This is a genomic window from Nocardioides daejeonensis, from assembly GCF_003194585.1.
Lineage (GTDB): Bacteria > Actinomycetota > Actinomycetes > Propionibacteriales > Nocardioidaceae > Nocardioides > Nocardioides daejeonensis.
In genome coordinates this window covers 335,874-351,985 of the sequence record NZ_QHKZ01000005.1, presented here as the reverse complement: position 1 = coordinate 351,985, position 16,112 = coordinate 335,874, and the positions used below count along the sequence as shown (strand labels likewise).

At 70.2% G+C, this 16,112-nt stretch carries 14 protein-coding genes; 5 read left to right on the top strand and 9 right to left on the bottom strand.

Translation table 11 applies throughout. The annotated features are described in order from the left end of the window. Positions 1-72: 72 nt before the first annotated feature. The 4 genes from DNK54_RS15215 to DNK54_RS15200 form a co-directional block, all read right to left on the bottom strand. The gene (locus DNK54_RS15215) at positions 73-1,341 is read right to left on the bottom strand and encodes a hypothetical protein (RefSeq protein ID WP_110207831.1); all 1,269 of its coding nucleotides are present in this window, start codon (positions 1,339-1,341) and stop codon (positions 73-75) included. Next, positions 1,338-1,799, bottom strand: coding sequence for a hypothetical protein (locus DNK54_RS15210; protein ID WP_162602484.1), 462 nt, complete (start codon positions 1,797-1,799; stop codon positions 1,338-1,340). Before DNK54_RS15210 ends, DNK54_RS15215 begins: the two co-directional genes overlap by 4 nt. Positions 1,800-1,940: 141 nt before the next feature. Next, on the bottom strand, positions 1,941-2,237 hold the full coding sequence (locus DNK54_RS15205; protein WP_110207829.1) for a WXG100 family type VII secretion target: 297 nt from the start codon (positions 2,235-2,237) through the stop codon (positions 1,941-1,943). 24 nt (positions 2,238-2,261) lie between these two features. Further along, positions 2,262-2,567, bottom strand: coding sequence for a WXG100 family type VII secretion target (locus tag DNK54_RS15200; protein ID WP_110207828.1), 306 nt, complete (start codon positions 2,565-2,567; stop codon positions 2,262-2,264). Between the two features lie 228 nt (positions 2,568-2,795). On the opposite strand from DNK54_RS15200, the gene DNK54_RS15195 reads away from it, so the two are divergent. Beyond that, complete coding sequence (locus DNK54_RS15195) at positions 2,796-3,395, top strand: hypothetical protein (protein ID WP_110207827.1); 600 nt, start codon at positions 2,796-2,798, stop codon at positions 3,393-3,395. 49 nt (positions 3,396-3,444) lie between these two features. Here DNK54_RS15195 and DNK54_RS15190 read toward each other — a convergent pair whose 3' ends face one another. Then, complete coding sequence (locus tag DNK54_RS15190; protein WP_110207826.1) at positions 3,445-4,812, bottom strand: ubiquitin family protein; 1,368 nt, start codon at positions 4,810-4,812, stop codon at positions 3,445-3,447. A 188-nt stretch (positions 4,813-5,000) separates the two neighbouring features. Between DNK54_RS15190 and eccCa the strand changes: the two genes are divergently transcribed. Further along, the gene (gene eccCa, locus DNK54_RS15185; protein ID WP_239460118.1) at positions 5,001-8,975 is read left to right on the top strand and encodes a type VII secretion protein EccCa; all 3,975 of its coding nucleotides are present in this window, start codon (positions 5,001-5,003) and stop codon (positions 8,973-8,975) included. A 71-nt stretch (positions 8,976-9,046) separates the two neighbouring features. Here the strand turns inward: eccCa and DNK54_RS15180 are convergent, their stop codons facing one another. From DNK54_RS15180 to DNK54_RS15170, 3 genes are all read right to left on the bottom strand, one after another. Continuing rightward, positions 9,047-9,868, bottom strand: coding sequence for a hypothetical protein (locus DNK54_RS15180; protein ID WP_110207824.1), 822 nt, complete (start codon positions 9,866-9,868; stop codon positions 9,047-9,049). 226 nt (positions 9,869-10,094) lie between these two features. After that, entirely contained in the window at positions 10,095-10,529 is a 435-nt protein-coding gene (locus DNK54_RS15175) for a nuclear transport factor 2 family protein (protein ID WP_110207823.1), read from the bottom strand. Next, positions 10,526-12,130: a helicase HerA-like domain-containing protein gene (locus DNK54_RS15170; protein ID WP_110207822.1), complete on the bottom strand. Its 1,605-nt coding sequence runs from the start codon at positions 12,128-12,130 to the stop codon at positions 10,526-10,528. Before DNK54_RS15170 ends, DNK54_RS15175 begins: the two co-directional genes overlap by 4 nt. Positions 12,131-12,187: 57 nt before the next feature. Here DNK54_RS15170 and DNK54_RS15165 point away from each other — a divergent pair, with 57 nt between their 5' ends. Both DNK54_RS15165 and DNK54_RS15160 read left to right on the top strand, forming a co-directional pair. Continuing rightward, entirely contained in the window at positions 12,188-12,484 is a 297-nt protein-coding gene (locus DNK54_RS15165) for a type II toxin-antitoxin system VapB family antitoxin (protein ID WP_110207821.1), read from the top strand. A 4-nt stretch (positions 12,485-12,488) separates the two neighbouring features. After that, entirely contained in the window at positions 12,489-13,007 is a 519-nt protein-coding gene (locus DNK54_RS15160; protein WP_110207820.1) for a LytR C-terminal domain-containing protein, read from the top strand. A gap of 12 nt (positions 13,008-13,019) precedes the next feature. On the opposite strand, the gene DNK54_RS15155 is transcribed toward DNK54_RS15160, so the two are convergent. Continuing rightward, the gene (locus DNK54_RS15155) at positions 13,020-14,528 is read right to left on the bottom strand and encodes a potassium/proton antiporter (protein WP_110207910.1); all 1,509 of its coding nucleotides are present in this window, start codon (positions 14,526-14,528) and stop codon (positions 13,020-13,022) included. An 87-nt stretch (positions 14,529-14,615) separates the two neighbouring features. Between DNK54_RS15155 and DNK54_RS15150 the strand changes: the two genes are divergently transcribed. Then, positions 14,616-16,070 carry an FAD-binding protein gene (locus DNK54_RS15150; RefSeq protein ID WP_110207819.1) on the top strand — a complete coding sequence of 485 codons (1,455 nt, stop codon included), beginning with the start codon at positions 14,616-14,618 and terminating at the stop codon, positions 16,068-16,070. The last annotated feature ends 42 nt before the right edge of the window (positions 16,071-16,112 follow it).

Here is a 16,112-nt window from a genome sequence, read left to right as displayed (position 1 = left end):
TGCACCCTACTGGCCCGGACCGACAGGGTGCGGGAGCCGTGTCCACACCTTCCCAGGAGTGCACCGACCGTGTCAGGAGAGCACCGCGCCGCTGGCATCGTCGTCGTCGAGCCAGGCGTCGCGGTCGTCGTACGCCAGGGCCTCACGCTCGGCCTCGTCGCGCTCCCGCCGACCCGATCGTCCCCCGGTGCCCGCGGCCGCAGCCGGCCCGCGCCGCCCGGCGACACCTCGGGTGCCGCTCTGGCCGGGCGCCATACCGGTGCGTCCGCCTGAGGCGGCTCCTCGCGCGCCCGCCGAGGTACCGCGTGCGCCGGTCGCCGACTGGCCCGGTGTCATCCCCGCACGGCCCAGGGTCCCCCGCGGAACCGAGGTGGCCGAACGTCCCAGCTGAGCGGTCGAGGTGCCGGGCGCCAGGCCGGTCAGCGGAGACGATCCTCGCGTCAGCGCCACCGCGGCCGTCGTACTGGCCAGTGCCGCGGTGACACCCGTTGCCGCGCTGGTTCCAGGGACTCCCGGTGTGGTGCCGGGCGTCGTGGCTGCCGGCACGGTCGACGGAGCCGACGGCGCGAAGGGCGCAAGCGGGCCCGCCGTGTCGTTGTCGGGCGCGGGGTTCGTCGGCGGGAAGTGCGTGACCGGCGGCGGGTTCTCGGTCGGGATCGTCGGGGTGACCGGGGTGACCGGGGTGGTCGGCGTCGTCGGCGTGACCAGCGTCGGCGTGCCGATCACGCCGGGAGCCGGCGTGCGGGTGCGTCCCGGCGTGCCCGGGCCGGTAGCGACGGGCGTCGGGATCGGGTCGGTGTCTCGCGACTCCCCGACGACCGGCCGCATCTTCTCGGCCGCCTGGTCGAGCGCGGTCTGCAACGACTTCAGGGCCTTCTTCGACTCTCGCTCGCGCGCATCGAGGCTGGAGGCGCGCTGATCGTTCTTGGCGAGCTCGCGGATGGCGACGTTGTCGGCCTCGGCGTTGCGGACCACCTCGGGGTCCGCACCAGGCAGGACGGCGGGCAGCTGGGTGGACTGCGCGGCGGTGAGCGCTACCGAGGCGGCGGTGAGTGCGTCGGCGATCTCCTGCATCTCGGCGCGGCGGGCGGCGACCTGGGTGTTGACGACGGCGTACGCCTCGCCGGCACGGAGGCCGGGCTCTCCGAAGGTGCGCTTGTCCTGCAGCTTCGTCTGCTGCGCCACGATCTGGCCGGACGCCTGCTCGAGCGTGGTCACACCCGAGAGCCAGGCAGCAGCCGCCTTGTCGATCTCGCCGGGCTGCGCCGAGGCGATCACCTCGGCGAGCCTGCGCTCGTACGGGCCCATCTCCGGGTTGTCACCGACGTTGCTGGCAGTCATGCCTCGGCTCCCCCGATCGGCGCATGCGCCTGCTGCGACTCGGCCCGCGCCCGGTCGGCGTGGTCGGTCGCATCGATGGCGGCGATCTGGTTCAGGACGGTGGCGCTCAGCTGGTCGCTCTCGTCGACCGCGGCGACTGCCTGGTTGAGCCCGACGGCGAACCCCTCGATGTCGGCGCGCAGCCCCTTGAGGGTGTCGAAGACGATCACGTGCGCCGCCGTGTGCAGCTGCGCCAGCGTCGTGGACTCGTCGAGCCCTCCGAGACCGACACTGCTCACGTGGGCGACCGAGTCCTTGAACTCCGTCGACCCCTCGAGCTGTTCAGCGAACTTGAGCGTGTCGGCCGCGACGGACTCGACCTGCTCGCGGTCGAGCTCGGTGCTGGCGCTGCCACCGGCGTCGGCGGCGACATCGGCCGCGACGGTGGCGAGCAGCGGAGCCTGCGAGGTCCACACCATGGTCATCTCCCCCTGTGAAGATGCTGTCGTGACGAATGCTCAGCGGTGCTCGGGGGCACCGGAGCGAGGTGGCCCGGACACGGTCTCGGGCCGACCCGAGAAGGGCGGCCCGATGCCGTCAACGATGTCCGCCGGGACGGATCACCAGATGAAGCGCTTGCGGTTGTTGGCCTCGGTCGACATGTATTCCTCCTTGGAGAGGTTGACGGCCTTGGCGATCGCCTGGAGAGCCATGTGCATGTCGGCCATGCCCTTGTCCCACTCGAGACGGCAGGCATCGAAGGCGTCGGAGTCGGATCCACTCCACTCCGGCTTGCGCGCCTGCATGCGCTTCTCCATGTCGTTGACCTTCTGCTCCAGCAGTGCGGCGGCGTTGAGGATGTCTCCGGCGCTCGCGTCGAGCGCCTCGTAGCCGACCTTGAGGTCTCCCAGTCCCATGCTCTTCTCCTAGCCGATCGTCGTTCAGCCGAGTCCGGCTGCGTAGCGGTTGAACACCTGCTCGACCTGGTCTTCGGTCACGGTGTAGTTGGATTCCACGTTGCCCAGCTCCTCCTTGAAGCGGAGCAGTGCCGCGGTAGTGCGGCGCGCGGCGTCGTCCCACCGCTGGATGGTGCTCTGGAAGGCAGTGCCGCCACGACCGACCCACTCGGCCTCGAGCCGGGAGAGCTTGCCGCGGAGGACCGCGATGTCGCTGTTGACGTCGTCATAGACCTGCTGGACGTCCTTGGCCGAGTCGAGGAGGACTTGGTCAGATTTCGAGATGCTCATGCGCTGATCCCTTCAAACCAACGGCGGAGGCGCTCCGCCCGAGATGACTTCGCTGGTGCCGCGACGGTCAGCACCGTCACAATCGCTGGATACCCGGGGGTCACCCCGGCAAACCTGCCCCGATCGAATTCCACAGGTGAATTTCTCCCGCTGCGCGCCCGGGCCCGGAGTCGGCGCGGGCGGTTAGTCTCCTGATGCGCCCACGGACGACGACCTCGGGAGGTCCCCATGCGCCAGACCCACGCCCGGCTCCTCGGCGGCTGCGCACTCGTCCTGCTCCTGGGCGCGGCCTGCACCGACGAGTCCGGGGGCGACTCACCGCGCGCCGAGCAGACGACCGTGCCGTCGCCGACCACGCCGGGGACGCCGTCCACCAGCGACCCGAGCACGGCGCCGACGCAGCCACCGGTGGCGAGCGGGCCGGAGGCTCGCCGCACGCACTACACGGTCCGGCTCCCGGACGGGTTCACGGAGATGCCACCCGGCACGCTCGGAGAGGAGGCGGTCGTCGGCTGCGCCGACGGCTGCGCGGCCTATCTGGCGGTCAGCGACCCGACGCCGGTCGAGACCGGCGAGATCGACTTCGACCTCGCCGTCGACAGCATGGTGAAGGCGTCGATCCTCGAGGAGATCCGCCGTCTGCCGGACGAGGAGCACTTCGGGCGCCGGACCTATCATCTGGCAGGCACCGACGGGAAGAAGTCGATGCAGGAGTTCGGCTTTCTGGCTCCCGGCTACGAGGTGTCGATCCGGCTCACCATGGTTGCCCCTCCCTCCGAGGTCGAGCACATCGCTCGTGAGGTGCTCGCCTCCCTCGTGCTCCGCTGAGGGCAGAGGTCCCCCGTGTAGCTGGACGGCGCCGACCGGCGCCCCGCGCTCAGGCGCGGAACTCCCAGACCATCCGGAACCAACCGCTGGCGACCACCGTCGCAGCGATCGCACACACTCCGGCGAGCGTCTCCACGATCTCGGCGCGTCGCGCCCAGGTGACCGAACGCCAGCCACGGCCGGTCGCCACGCCCGCCGCGATCACCACTCCCGAGACGACCAGCACAGCGACCAGGCACCACACCAGCGTCAGCTCCGAGAAGGTATCGAGCCGCGGCACCACGCCGCCGACGAGCGCCACGGCCCCGGCCAGACGCAGCGCGCCCCGCGCTACCCGGTGCCGGAGGTTCCGCGCCACCAGCAGCAACGCCGTCCCGACGGCCAGGCACAGCAACGTCGCGCCCCAGGCGTCCACGCCCAGGGTGGCCGTCGCGGTGACCTGCGGCGTCGCCACCACGACGGTGGCAAGCACGGCAAGCGCACCCGCGTCCACGACCCGGGCACCGTGCTCGAGCAGCTCCTCCACCCCCGCACGCGGAACCAGGGTGCGGCCGCGCTTGCCGGGACGACGCTCACGTGCCGACCAGGCGGTGACCGCCAGCCGGTCGAGATCGATCAGCATCCGGTCAGGGACGTCGACGGCTGCGGAGGGCACCCAACGACTGGCCAGCAACGCTCCGAGCAGCAGGAGGGCCCAGTAGACCTGCGGAGCCGCGCCCGTCAGCGTGACGCCGGAGCAGAGCCCGAACCAGACCAGCCCGGTCACCATCCAGACGTTGAGCGGCTCCCGCGCTCCCGCACCGGAGGCTCTCGCGACGGCGGCGCCGACGCTCGCCACCAGCGCGCTCAGACCAACGGTGACCGGCAGGTGGACGGCACCCGGCTCGTGGATCACCGCGAAGGCGGCAGCGCCAGCCAGGGCCGGTGCCACCATCGCGCGCTGCTCACGGTGCGCGCCGAGCGGCACGACGCAGCCCACCGCGGCCACCGCCAGCAGCGCCACGGTGACGGTGTGGCCCGTGCTGTCGGGGCGGACAGCGGCCAAGGTACCCGCCACCACCGCCAGTACGGCGGAGACCGCGGCCACCAGCCACGGCCCCACCGCGGCACCACCCGGCACCCGCACGGGTGGCAAGGGTGCGGTGGGGGCGGGTTCGGGAGCGCTCGTCGTGGCGACCAGGACTGCGCCCGAGACGATGCCGGCGGCAGCCATCGTGGACCGTCCCGGAACCTGCCGTCCTCCGCTCGTCACCAGCAGCAGCGGCTGGGGTCCCCAGGCTTGCCGCCAACCGGACTGCTCGGCGTACTCGCGGGTGAGGTCGTCGGCGGCGGCTCCCGCAGGCACGATGAGGTCCAGCGCGCCTGCCGGACCGTGGACGGTCACCGAGACCATGTCGGTGTGGGCGACACCGGACACGACACACCCCTTTCAGCCGGTGTCGGGCAGCGTAGTACGTCGTGCCGACCGGGCCGCGACCTCGACGCCCCGAGCCCGCCCCGCGTCGTTCCGCTCCGGCAGGCCCGTCGGAGCGAGCCCTTATGATCGGCGCAGCCCCGGAGCACGCTCTCGGGCGTCTCGGAAACCGGCCACCCGAAGGGGGACCCTTGACGACTCTGCGCAGCGGCGTCCGGCTCGACCCGCCGGAGATGCCCAGCGGGCAGATCAAGGTGCAGGCCCCGCCCGAGATCCAGCCGCACGAGGGTCCTGGCCAGGCGATGATGATGGCGATCCCGATGCTCGGCAGCGTCGGCTCGATCATCCTGGTCGCCACGATGAGCACCGGCGGCTCGGGAGCGCCGTCCTCCTCCCGCCTCTTCATCACCGGCGGCATGTTCCTCTTCGCCACCCTCGGCTTCATCGCGGTGCAGATCGACCGGCAGCGCAAGCAGCGACAGCAGCAGGTGGTCGGCTCCCGCACCGAGTACCTGCGCTACTTGGCCACGATCCGACAGGTGGCCCGCGACGCGGCCAGCCAGCAGCGCGCGGCGCTGACCTGGCACCACCCGGCGCCCCAGGCGCTTCCGGCACTCGCCGAGGACCGCACTCGGATCTGGGAGCTCGGTCCGGGGGACGAGCACTTCCTCCAGGTCCGCTACGGACTCTCCGTCCAGCCCCTCTCGCTGGAGCTGGTGCCGCCGGAGTCGGCGCCGGTGGAGCAAGTCGACCCGACGGCGGCGAGTGCACTGCACCGTCTGCTCGTCGTCCACCGGGTGCAGCCCAACCTGCCCGCCGCGATCGACCTGCGTGCCTTCGACCGCATCGAGGTGACCGGCGAGGAGCAGGCCGCACGTGCCCAGGCCCGTGCGCTGCTCTGCTCGGCGGCGGCGTTCCACAGTCCTGAGCACCTGCTGGTCGCCGTCCTCACCCACGAGCGTCACCTGCCCGCGTGGGACTGGCTGAAGTGGCTGCCGCACGCGCTGAGCACCCAGGCGAGCGACGCCGTCGGGCCCCGGCGGATGGTCACCACCTCCCTCGACGACCTCGGTCTCCTGCTGCCCAGCGAGCTCAGCGAGCGACCGAGGTTCGGCGCCGAGGAGGCACACAGCCTGCCCCACATCCTGCTGGTCCTCGACGGCGCGACGCTGCCGCCGGGCAACCATCTGATTCCGCCCGACGGCCTGCACGGCGTCACCGTCGTCGACCTCCCCGAGCGTTGGGACGAGCTCGACGACCCGTCCCGCCTCCGTATGCAGTTGGAGGAGCTCCCGACCGAGGACGGACTGCGCCCCGTCACCGCGCTGCGACTCCGCGCCGAACCGGTGAAGGGGCTGGCCGACCAGATGGACCAAGCCACCGCCGAGGCGTTCGCCCGACGCCTCACCCCGCTCGGCGTGGTCACCGCCAGCGAGGGCAGCAGCGAGTCCGCCGGTGCCGGCGAGTTCACCGACCTGCTGGGGCTGGGCGACGTCCACACCTTCGAGGCCGAGGGCGCCTGGCGCCCCCGCCCCGCGCGGGACCGGCTGCGCGTGCCGATCGGCGTCGCCGACAACGGCGCGCCCGTGCACCTCGACATCAAGGAGTCCGCCCAGCAGGGCATGGGACCGCACGGCCTGGTGATCGGCGCGACCGGCTCCGGCAAGTCCGAGTTCCTCCGCACCCTGGTGCTCGGCTTGGCGATGACCCACTCGCCCGAGCAGCTCAACATGGTGCTCGTCGACTTCAAGGGCGGCGCCACCTTCGCCGGGATGGCGGAGATGCCGCACGTCTCCGCGGTGATCACCAACCTCGCCGAGGAGCTCACCCTGGTCGACCGCATGCAGGATGCTCTCTCCGGCGAGATGGTCCGCCGCCAGGAGCTCCTGCGGGCGGCCGGCAACTTCGCCTCCGTGCGTGACTACGAGAAGGCGCGTGCCTCCGGTGAGCCGCTGGCCCCGTTGCCGTCGCTCTTCATCGTGGTCGACGAGTTCTCCGAGATGCTGACCGCGAAGCCGGAGTTCATCGACCTCTTCGTCGCGATCGGCCGGCTCGGCCGCTCACTCGGACTGCATCTGCTGCTGGCCAGCCAGCGGCTGGAGGAAGGGCGCCTCCGCGGCTTGGAGTCCCACCTCTCCTATCGGATCGGGCTGCGCACCTTCTCCGCGGTCGAGTCACGCACCGTGCTCGGCGTCCCGGACGCCTATGAGCTGCCTGCCGTGCCCGGGCTCGGGTATCTCAAGCCCGACCAGTCGACGTTGCTCCGTTTCAAGGCCGCCTATGTCTCCGGTCCGCCCTCGGGCCGGGTGCGGGTACGCCGCGACGAAGGTGGCAACCTCCGCGGCATCCTGCCCTTCACCATCGCCGAGGTCACCTCGCTCGACCCGGTGGAGGAAGAGCCCGCGGTGCCGACGCCGACCGCCGAGGACCAGGAGTCGCTGCTCGACGTCGCGGTCAGCCGGATGATCGGACGTGGCACGCCCGCGCACCGGGTCTGGCTACCTCCGCTCGAGGTGCCCGACACGCTGGACTCCTTCTTCGACGACCTGGTCGAGCAACCCCACCTCGGCCTGGTCTCGCCGCGTTGGCGCCAGGCGGGCGGCCTGACCGTCCCGCTGGGCATCGTCGACCGACCCCGGGAGCAGCGTCGCGACGTCCTCACGGTCTCCCTCGCCGGCGCGGCCGGGCACGTCGCGGTCGTCGGCGGCCCGCGCACCGGCAAGAGCACGCTGCTGCGGACCCTGGTGACCTCGCTGGCCTTGACCACCACCCCGTTGGAGACGCAGTTCTTCGTCCTCGACTTCGGTGGCGGCACGTTCGCGGGCCTTCGGGACCTGCCCCACCTCGCCGGTGTCGGCAGCCGCGCCGAGCCCGACGTCGTACGCCGCGTGGTCGCGGAGGTGAAGACCATCGTCGACCACCGGGAGTCGTTCTTCGCCGAGCACGGCATCGACTCCATCGAGACCTACCGTCGGCGGCGGGCGGAGGGACGCATCGACGACGGGTACGGCGACATCTTCGTCCTGGTCGACGGCTGGAGCACGCTGCGCGCAGACTTCGACGACCTGGAGATAGAGCTTCAGGCCCTTGCTCAGCGCGGCCTGACCTTCGGTGTCCACCTCGTCGCGGCGGCGTCACGCTGGGCGGACTTCCGCGCCTCGTTGCGCGACCTCTTCGGCACCCGGCTGGAGCTGCGCCTCGGCGACGCCCTCGACTCCGAGGTCGACCGCAAGGTCGCCGCCCTGGTCCCCACCGGGCGCCCAGGTCGGGGCCTCATCCCCGGCAAGCTCCACTTCCTGGGCGCGTTGCCTCGCATCGACGGCACGCCGGATCCCCAGACCGTGGGCGACGGCGCCGCCGATCTCGCTGCGCGGGTGGCCGCCGCCTGGCACGGCCCGAGTGGACCCAAGCTGCGGCTGCTTCCCGACGTGGTCACGCTTGAGGAGCTCCGGCGCCTCGCTCCGGACTCGCAGCGGCTGCTGCTCGGCATCAACGAGCGGGCGCTCGCCCCGGTCGGCCTCGACCCCGATCAGGAGTCACACCTCCTGGTGCTGGGCGACGGGCAGTCCGGCAAGAGCGCGCTGCTGCGCAGCCTGGTCGCTGAGATCACGCGGACCCGGAGCCCGGAGCAGGCGCAGATCATCGCGGTCGACTACCGGCGCTCACTGCTGGGGGAGATCCCGGCGGAGTACCAGCTCGACTACCTGACCAATGCCTCCCAGGCGACGCCGGCGCTCAAGGAGCTGGCCGACTACCTGACCAACAGGCTGCCCGGTCCCGACGTGACTCCCGACCAGTTGCGCAACCGCTCCTGGTGGACGGGTGCCGAGGCTTGGGTGCTCGTGGATGACTACGACCTGGTGGCTACGCAGGCCGGCTCCCCACTGCACGCCCTGGTGCCGCTGCTCGCCCAGGCTCGCGATGTGGGCTTCCACGTGGTGGTGACCCGTCGCATGGGCGGCGCCGCACGCGGCCTCTACGACCCGCTGCTGCAGTCGATCCGGGACCTCGCGATGCCGGGCATCATGCTCTCGGGCAGCCCGGAGGAGGGCGGCCTCCTCAACAACCTCCGCCCGCAGCCCTCCCAGCACGGCCGCGGGCGCATGATCAGCCGCGAGCGCGGCGTCGAGGTGATCCAGCTGGGGTGGACCGAGCCTCAGGCCTGACGACACCACGATCACGACGCGCTGAGGCGCCACCGGCCGACCAGCTCGGTGGCGCCTCACGTGTTCGTCGGTCAGACGAGCGTGCGCTCCTCCCGCGGTTCACTCTCCGTCGACGCAGGCACCGGCGCCGGCGTGAGAACCGCGTAGGGCAGCATCGCGCCGGCAAGACGCACCACCGCCGCTGCGAGGCCGAAGCTCATCAACGTGCCGATGGTGACGATCGTGCGCGAGGTGTCCTCCAGGTGCAGGCCGACCATGGTGGGCCACCCGGCGCCGACGTTGACCAGGAAGAAGGTGCACGGGAAGACCACGAGCAGGCCAAGCAGGTGCCAGGTCTGCGTGGCGTGCTTGCGCAACACCGCCGCTGCCAGCGCGAAGGTGATCACCTGAGCCGCCTCGAGGACACCGCAGACGATCGGGTACTCGAAGATGCGGAAGACATGCGGCCCCCAATAGGTGTAGCCGTCCATGCTGGTGCCGTAGATCTCGAAGACGCACGACATGACGACCTCGATCCCCGCGAAGGCGAAGAGCTTGTTGCGCGTCAGCATGCCCTTCGACATGAGCCGCGAGATCCCCATCGCCGCGCTGGCGTAGAGCACCACGTAGCCGCTGTGGGTCCAGACCGGCTGAGCCACGTCGAACGAGGTGTAGTGCGTGAACATCCCGTCGGTGGAGTAGAAGTGCAAAGCCATCAAGATGTCGTAGATCGGCTCCGCGAAGGCTCCGAGGCCGGCGGCGAACACCATCAGCACATAGAACGGGGTCCGCTCCCTGCGACCCATCTGGATGGCAACGCCGAGAACGACGAAGGTCAGTCCCCAGCTGCCCCAGGTCAGGACGTCTTGAGTGACGAGATTGAGTTGATGGTCGACAACGGAATCGGGTGCCATGCGTTCTCCTGGCGTCTGGCGGGCCTCAACAGAGGCACGGATCGTCACTCGGCGCGGAGGCCGAGTGTTCTCCGTCACACGCTAGGAGTGCCGCGTCGACGTCGGCTTCACCCTCGGGAGGGCACCTGCTCCTTCCCCAGGGTGATTGCCCACCGGTAACCCTGAGAGGTTCCGGTCAGGGGATCCGTACAGCTGACGACGACCGCCAGCCCGGCCAACCCCGAAGCTACTGGAGCTTCCAGCTGGGCAACTCGGAAGGCTTCCAGGTCGCCTCCCACACCCGCGTGTAGCCGGTGTGGGTGATCTTCCAACCGTCCTCGGTGCGGCGGTAGCGGTCGGCGTAGAAGGCGGTGCCCTCAAGCGCGTAGTCGTACTTGGGGTACATCACCTTGTCGGTGAGGTACCAGGTGCCGGTGGCCGTGTCGCCGTCGACCTCGATCTCCGGGTGGTGCACGTGATGCATGGTCGACATGCCCTCGCGGACGTTCTTGTGCATGTAGGCCATCAGGTCCGTGACGTTCGCGAAGTCGAGGCCGCCGTACGCGCAGGTCGCTTCCGGGGCGAAGCAGGACTGGAACAGCTCCCAGTCCTTGGTGTCGAAGGCGCGCAGGTAGCGGTACTTGAGCTGGCTGATCTCGTGGATCGCCTCGAAGTCGGTCATCGTCGTCCTGTCTTGAACATGCCCCGCGCGATCTCGCGCGCAGCCGTCCGCATGAAGTCCTTGAATGCGCCGGACTCTACGACCTTCTCCACGATGTCCTTCTCGGGTTTCCGCTGAGTCGGAGTACGCCGCTTCGAGAGCTTCTCGGCCTCGCGCTGATGCGGCTCCAATCCGTCGTCGGCCGACTTCGCCTTCTCCTCCGCGGCCTTCTCCGCGCCCTTCTCGAGGCGCTGCGCCAGGATCTCGTGGGCGGACTCACGATCGATGGCGTCGGCGTACCTGGCATGCAGCGGCGAGGAGCTCACCCGTGCGTCCATCCACGCGGCGTCGGCGGGCGCCATCAACGACTCCGGTGCCCGCAGCCGTGTCCAGGCGACCGGGGTCGGGGCGCCCTTGTCGCTCATCACCGTCACCACCGCCTCGCCGATCCCGAGCGAGGTCAGCACCTGGCCGAGGTCGGCGTACGCCGGGTGCGGGTAGGTGTTGACGGTCTGCTTGAGGGCCTTGGCGTCGTTGGGGGTGTGGGCACGCAACTGGTGCTGCACGCGGGAGCCGAGCTGTGCGAGCACGTCGTCCGGCACGTCCGTCGGCGACTGGGTGACGAAGAAGACGCCGACGCCCTTGGAGCGGATCAGACGCACTGTCTGGGCGATCTGCGCCAGGAACTCCTTGGAGGCGTCCTTGAAGAGGAGGTGCGCCTCGTCGAAGAAGAAGACCAGCTTGGGCTTGTCGAGGTCGCCGACCTCGGGGAGGTCGTGGAAGAGGTCGGCCAGCAGCCACATCAGGAAGGTGGAGAAGACCGCGGGGCGGTCGGCGAGGTCCGGCAGCTCCAGCAGGGAGATGACACCGCGACCGTCCGTGTCGATCCGGAGCAGGTCGGCCGAGTCGAACTCCGGCTCCCCGAAGAACGCGTCGGCGCCCTGATCGGCGAAGGCGATCAGCTCACGCAGGATCACTCCGGCCGTCGCTGAGGAGAGGCCGCCGAGCTCCTTGAGCTCCGGCTTGCCCTCCGGACTGGTCAGGTGCTGGACGACCGCGCGTAGGTCCGCGAGGTCGAGCAACGGCAGACCGGCCTTGTCCGCGTAGTGGAAGACCAGGCCCAACGACGACTCCTGGGTGGCGTTGAGGCCGAGCACCTTGGAGAGCAGGAGCGGCCCGAAGGAGCTCATGGTCACCCGCAGCGGCGTACCGACGCCACGACCGCCCAGCGCCAGGAACTCCACCGGGAAACCGGTCGGCTGCCACTGCTGGCCGACTCCCGCCGCCCGCGCGACGATCTTGTCGCTCTGCTCACCCGGCATGCCCAGGCCGGAGAGATCGCCCTTGATATCGGCCGCGAAGACCGCGACGCCGGCAGCGCTCAGCTGCTCGGCCAGCACCTGCAGCGTCTTCGTCTTGCCGGTTCCGGTCGCCCCGGCGACGAGTCCATGCCGGTTGAACATCGCCAGCGGGATCCGGATCGCCGTGTCGGTGACCGTCTCGGCGTCGACCATGAGCGCCCCGAGCTCGACCACCGCCTGGTCGAACCGGTAGCCGGGCGCGATCGCCGCCTGGATCGGATGCTGTTCTGGAGTCGCCTGCTCCGCCTGGGTGTCGGTCATGGTCGGAGCGTAGACGAGCGGGCTCCCGCTCAGCGGCGCCCCAGTAGACTCCTGCGGGTGATCTTCAAGCGCATCGGCACCGGGCGTCCCTACCCGGATCACCACATGACCTCGGCCGCCTGGGCCCAGGTCGCGCCGACGCAGGTCCGTCTCGACCAGCTGGTGACGGTGAAGGACACGCTCCACCTCGACTCGCTGCTGGCCGAGGAGTCGACGTTCTACGGCGACCTGTTCGCCCACGTCGTGCGCTGGCGCGGCGATCTCTACCTGGAGGACGGGCTACATCGGGCACTGCGCGCCGCGCTCCACCAGCGCAAGGTGCTCCACGCCCGCGTGTACGAGTGGGAGGGCTGACCCCGTGCAGCGTCAACACCAGACCCTGACGATGGGTGTGCTCGCCGCGCTCTGTGTCTTCGCCCTCTTCTTCGGGATGCGCGCGGTGACGGCTCCGGTGCCGGACCAGTCCCTGGTCGCCGACCCCGAGCCAGCGTGCGAGACCCGGCAGATCTCCGCCGGCACCAAGGTGGGCCCGCAGGAGGTCACCGTCAGTGTCTACAACGCCAGCGGCCGGGCCGGCATGGCGAGCAAGACGATGCAAGAGCTGATCGAACGCGGCTTCGCGCCGGGCAACTCCGGCAACGTGAAGGCACCCGAGGTCGCCTTCGTGCAGGTGTGGACCGACTCCAAGGACAATCCGGCCGCCGAGCTGGTCGCGAAGCAGTTCGGTCCTGCCACGAAGATCGTCACCGACAAGACCCTGCCCGGCATCGGGGTCGTCGTCGTGATCGGACCGAAGATCCAGCCGATGCCGAAGGACGCGCCCGCCTCGGTGACCGCTCAGTCCGCGGCCAGCTTCTGCAGCCCGCCGGTGACCTGAGCCGGGCGATCTCTACTCGGGCTCCGGGTCGCCGCGCAACCAGTGCGCCAGGCGACCACCCTGGGAGACCTCCGCGAGTCGCCGGTCGGTCAGCGAGCGCAGCTTCCGCGGCGTGACCACCAGCAGGTCGTCACCTCTCCGCAACACGGTACGCCGCTCGGGCACCATCGTCTCGCCGTCCCGGATGACCAGGGCCACCGAGGCCCCGTGGGGCAGGCGCAACTCCCCCACCTCGACCCCGTGCATCCGTGAGTCGACGCCGATCCGCACTTGCAACAGATCGGCGGCGATGCGCTCCAGCGGTGCTGCTTCGACGTCGAGCTCAGGCTGGTGCGTGGGTCCGGTCAGGCCGAGCCAGCGTGCCGTGATCGGCAGGGTCGGTCCGGTCAGCAGCGTCCACACCACCACCATCACGAAGACGATGTCGAAGAGCCGCTCGGCGTCGTCCACCCCTTCGGCCAACGGAATCGTGGTGAGCACGATAGGCACCGCGCCACGCAACCCCGCCCAGGAGATGAACGTCAGATCGGCGATCCGCATCGGCTGGGCGATGGCGCTGACCAGGACCGAGAGCGGCCGGGCCACGAAGGTCAACAGCATCCCGGCGGCCAGGGCCAGGCCGACGACGCTCAGGCTGATCCGTTCGGGCGAGAGCAGCAGGCCGAGCATCACGAAGAGCCCGATCTGCGCCAACCAGGCGATGCCCTCGACGAAGGAACGAGTGGCGCCTCGGTGCGGCAGGTCGGAGTTGCCGAGGATCAGCGTCGCCACGTAGACGGCGGCGAAGCCGCTGGCATGGACCGCTGCGCCGGAGGCATAGGAGCCGACCGCCAGGGAGAAGATGGCGAGCGGATACAGGCCGGGCGCGGGCAGCGCGACGCGACGCATGAGCCAGGCCCCGGCGTACCCGACGAGCGCGCCGAGCAGGGCGCCGACGATCAACTCGTAGCTGATGATCGCGGCGACCCAGACGATGCTCTTCTCGGCGAAGGCGCCGCTCGCGACCAGCGAGACCAGCACCACGGTCGGAGCATCGTTCAAGCCGGACTCCGCCTCCAGCGTGCCGGAGATGCGCCGGGGCAGAGGCACGACGCGGAGCACGGAGAAGACCGCCGCGGCGTCGGTCGGCGAGCAGACAGCGCCGAGCAGGATCGACAGCTGCCACGAGAAGCCGAGCAGGTAGTGAGCGAGGACCGCCACCACCGAGACGCTCACCAGGACCCCGATCGTGGCGAGCGCCGTACCCATGCGGATGAGTGGTCGGATCTCCGACCACTTGGTGGTGATGCCACCCTCCGCGAGGATCAGCACGAGGGCCGCGAAGCCGAGCGCGTGGGCGAGTTCGGCATCGTCGAACCTGATTCCGAGGCCACCGTCGCCGAGCGCGACACCGATGAACAGATAGACCAGGAGGCTGGGCAGACCGGCACCAGCGGTGACCCGCACCGCAAGGATGGCGACCAGGGTGACCACGGACCCCAGCAGCAGGAACTCGTCCAGCTGATGAAGGTCGAAGGTCAAGTGCACCGTCCAGGTCGTGAGGGTCGTCGTGAATTCTACCGGCCGCAATATCTAGAACTTGTTCTAGATATTGCCTAGCCTGTCGCCATGACCACCGAGCTCCCCGAAGTCCTGCCATCCAGCGCCCTCCCCGCCGACGCCGAGGAGTACGACGTCGTGGTCGTCGGCTTCGGCATCTCCGGCGGCTGCGCGGCCCTGGAGGCCGCCCGGTCCGGAGCACGGGTACTGCTCCTCGAGCGGGCGGCGGTCCACGGTGGCACCTCCTCAATGAGTGGCGGAGCCTTCTATCTCGGTGGCGGCACCGCGGTGCAGCAGGCGACCGGCCACGAGGACAGCGTCGAGGAGATGATGCGTTACCTGACCGCGGTCTCGCGCGACCCGGACGCCGACAAGATCCGCGCCTACTGCGAGGGCAGCGTCGAGCACTTCACCTGGCTGGAGGCTCTCGGCTTCGAGTTCGAGCGGAGCTACTACGACAGGAAAGCGGTCATCCAGCCCGGCACCGAGGGGCTGATGTACACCGGCAACGAGAAGGTCTGGCCGTTCCTGGAGCAGGCCGTTCCCGCCCCCCGGGGCCACAAGGTGCCCGTCGCCGGCGACACCGAAGGCACCAAGCTGGTGATGGACCTGCTCCGCGACAGGCTCGCGGAGACCACTGCCGAGGTCCGCTACGAGACCGGCGCGCAGGCCATGGTGACCGACGAATCCGGGCGGGTGATCGGCCTGCGCTGGCGGCGCTTCGACGAGTCGGGATATGTCCGGACCCGTGCGGTGGTGCTGGCGGCCGGCGGATTCGTGATGAACAAGGAGATGGTCGCGGCGTACACGCCGAACCTGGCGGAGAAGCCCTTCGTGCTCGGCTCCACCTATGACGACGGGCTCGGCATCCGGCTCGGCCAGTCGGTCGGCGGCGCTACGGCGTTCATGGAGGAGGCGTTCATCACCGCGCCGTTCTATCCGCCGGCACAGCTGGTGAAGGGGCTGGTGGTCAACAAGCTGGGGCAGCGATTCGTAGCCGAGGACTCCTACCACGCCCGAACCTCCGGCTTCGTGATGGAGCAGCCCGACCATGCGGCGTACCTCATCGTCGACAGCGCACACATCGAGCACCCGGACTTCCCGCTCGCCCCCTTCATCGACGGCTGGGAGACCGTGGCGGAGATGGAGCAGTCGCTGGGCATCCCCGAAGGCGCGCTGGCAGCGACGCTGGAGCGTTACAACGAGAATGCCGCCCGCGGCGAGGACCCCGACTTCCACAAGCAGCCCGCCTGGCTGGCTCCCCAGGACCAGGGCCCGTGGGGGGCCTACGACCTCACCCTCGGCAAGGCTCTCTACGCCGGCTTCACGATGGGCGGGCTGGTCACCGACCTCGACGGCCGGGTGCTCGACGACGGCCGCCAGGTGATTCCGGGCCTGTACGCCGCCGGCGCCTGCGCCTCCAACATCGCCCAGGACGCCAAGGGCTACTCCACCGGCACCCAACTCGGCGAGGGCTCCTTCTTCGGCCGCCGCGCGGGCCGGCACGCCGCCACCACCCCCTGACCGCCGAAACGCCAGCTTCAACACGTTGAGTCGCCAGCTTCA

Coding starts and splice junctions, on each gene's coding strand:
- DNK54_RS15175 (WP_110207823.1), bottom strand. CDS start 10,529: ATGACCGACTTCGAGGCGATCCACGAGATCAGCCAGCTCAAGTACCGC.
- DNK54_RS15210 (WP_162602484.1), bottom strand. CDS start 1,799: ATGGTGTGGACCTCGCAGGCTCCGCTGCTCGCCACCGTCGCGGCCGAT.
- DNK54_RS15200 (WP_110207828.1), bottom strand. CDS start 2,567: ATGAGCATCTCGAAATCTGACCAAGTCCTCCTCGACTCGGCCAAGGAC.
- DNK54_RS15195 (WP_110207827.1), top strand. CDS start 2,796: ATGCGCCAGACCCACGCCCGGCTCCTCGGCGGCTGCGCACTCGTCCTG.
- DNK54_RS15180 (WP_110207824.1), bottom strand. CDS start 9,868: ATGGCACCCGATTCCGTTGTCGACCATCAACTCAATCTCGTCACTCAA.
- DNK54_RS15215 (WP_110207831.1), bottom strand. CDS start 1,341: ATGACTGCCAGCAACGTCGGTGACAACCCGGAGATGGGCCCGTACGAG.
- DNK54_RS15205 (WP_110207829.1), bottom strand. CDS start 2,237: ATGGGACTGGGAGACCTCAAGGTCGGCTACGAGGCGCTCGACGCGAGC.
- DNK54_RS15150 (WP_110207819.1), top strand. CDS start 14,616: ATGACCACCGAGCTCCCCGAAGTCCTGCCATCCAGCGCCCTCCCCGCC.
- DNK54_RS15170 (WP_110207822.1), bottom strand. CDS start 12,130: ATGACCGACACCCAGGCGGAGCAGGCGACTCCAGAACAGCATCCGATC.